This window comes from Okeania sp. SIO2B9, assembly GCF_010672505.1.
Taxonomy (GTDB): domain Bacteria; phylum Cyanobacteriota; class Cyanobacteriia; order Cyanobacteriales; family Microcoleaceae; genus Okeania; species Okeania hirsuta.
In genome coordinates, this window is the sequence record NZ_JAAHGK010001199.1 from 1 (window position 1) to 2,350 (window position 2,350).

The following is a 2,350-nucleotide window of genomic DNA, read 5'->3' on the forward strand; positions in this document are numbered from 1 at the left end:
GTAGAAAAACAGCAAAAATATGAAATTGATTTATCCCATTATGTTAGTCACCAAGCTAGACTACAAGTTAGTCAAGTTAAAAAGTCTACATCAGCTAAAAATCCTACCTTATTGTCTAATGACGAACTATTATTATCTATCAAACAATTTGTGGGAAAAGTAGAAGGGAATGAAACATATCGAAATTATGCTAAACGGTTTTTAGCTTATACCACAGTCCCCCAATCATATCACCTTTTTAAACACAGTTTTTATGAATATCTAAGTTCATCATTTGATGTTGAATCTCATCATATTCAAGTTCACTTTAAGAATAAACTCTACCACTATTTAAGAAGTATTATGTCTGAACGTAATGATGAGTTATTAAATGAATCTTTAATGATGAAGACTTGCCATAAATTATTAAGCTTTTTTATTGTCCATAGTTCAAAGAAGTCACAGCATTTCTTTTTTATTAATCTGATTGGTAATTTAGGACCTGTAATCACAACAGGACTACTACTAAAGATCTTATTAGTTTGTCAACAACTTAAACCTAACTTAGAAAAACGATTTGCACTCTTATTTAAGCATTATCAATTTTCAACACAAAAAAAAGTTCAATGGTTAGTCAAAGTATTGGAAAATATGCAAATAGCCCTCAGTACAAATTTTGGTAGAATAGACCTTTCTTTCTTTAATTAGCAAGATTTTAGCAAATAAATACAAATTGTTTACCTATATTTTGGGTAATTAATTTCCATTTCTTTTTTTTGCCATACTCCCTAGAACTAAGCGATCACAGAAGTGAAATTTGCTCCTTGATTATAAATTGTAGCGACCAGCAATAAGAAAGCCGTGGACTAGCAATAAGGAACTTTTTCAGCCAGAATTAATTCCAACTAGATTAACATTTGAGCCAGGATTAAATGCAACTGAGCACTGAACATAATATTAGATATTTATTGCCTAATGTTCACGATACTGCCAAGTTTTATAAGTTTCTGTATCACTCAAAATATTCACATAAAATAAATCTATTCCCTCCTGCTCCAATAAAGCCAATATTGCCAAATTTAATTCGTCATAAGCTCTCGAATAATTATCTAAATCATTAGTAAATCCAATTACTCTAATGACACGAGCATTTCTTTCACATCCCTCAAATCTAACTGAACAAGAATCATATAAAATGTCAATTTATTTTGGTATTTCTCGAATTTTATCCCTGATATGAGCTATTTTTTTAGATGAAATACCATCAATTTTAATATACGACATAAAAGCTGCTGTCTTATTTTCAATTGGTTGTTGAGAGAAATTTTTGATGCTACCATCAATCATTTTAGAGTTAGGAATTTTCTGGGTAACTCCCTCATCGGGTATATAAATTGTTGTACTTCTAATACCTATATGTTGTACAGTACACTTCAGACCACTTGGCAGTAAAAGCCAGTCATTTACTCGATACAAAGCGTCAATATAAATTACAATTGTCCCTACCCAATCAACAATAACATCCTTAAATAATAAGCCTAATGACAGACCAAAACCGCCGATTAAACCAAATATTGCAGTAGCAGAAGTTCCCAGTAATACTTCTCCTGCTTTTAGGGCAAAAATTACTATGGCAGTTAACCTCAATAGTTTCGGAATATAGGGGCTAATAATATCATCCAATTCAGTGTCTGTTTGAGCTGATAAAATTCTAAAAAATCCTCCTACAATTGGAGATGTACGGTAGATAATTAGTGTGACATTACCTACTATTGCTAGGTTAATAATTCCTGTAATTGTTTGATTGAATTGGGGATAAATATAATCTGTTAAGATTAATTGTGTAACTCGAAATCCCAGTAAATATATGAACCATGCGATAGGTTGTTTAATAATTGCAATTAATTGATCGTCAAGGGTTGTTTTTGTATTACGAGTTAAAGCCTCAATTCGGTTAATTACAATTGTGGTTAATAATTGTTTTAAGGCTAATGTGGCTATTAAAACCAGGACTATAAAAAATATTATTCTTACTGGTATATTCAGAATTGTGAGATTTTTGATGATTTGCCAAATTGCTTCCATAATTATCCGATATTAGTCAAATAGAGTTCAATAATACCATATTGGGTTTAACAGTTATAATTTAAAAAGGAAGAAGAAAGAGGGCTATCAACAGTATTAAAATAATTGGACAAAGTTAAACATAAATAGACATTTACTATGATAAAGTAGATTTATGTCTAATATCATGTCCGGATAATTAGTGATAAAAAAACTTTCTCCTTCTTCATTCTTTCTACCCTCCTGTCTCCTGTCTCCTGTCTCCTGACTCCTTCGTCGTTTATTTATAACTGTTCAACCGGACATG

At 30.9% G+C, this 2,350-nt stretch carries 1 protein-coding gene and 1 pseudogene; one reads left to right on the forward strand and one right to left on the reverse strand.

The window, feature by feature from the left end; all coding sequences use genetic code 11:
• Positions 1–687, forward strand: a pseudogene (locus F6K13_RS28895) (hypothetical protein); the annotation flags it as partial.
• Positions 688–1,182: 495 nt separating this feature from the next.
• Here F6K13_RS28895 and F6K13_RS28900 read toward each other — a convergent pair.
• Positions 1,183–2,064 carry a mechanosensitive ion channel family protein gene (locus tag F6K13_RS28900; protein ID WP_124155316.1) on the reverse strand — a complete coding sequence of 294 codons (882 nt, stop codon included), beginning with the start codon at positions 2,062–2,064 and terminating at the stop codon, positions 1,183–1,185.
• Positions 2,065–2,350: the final 286 nt, after the last annotated feature.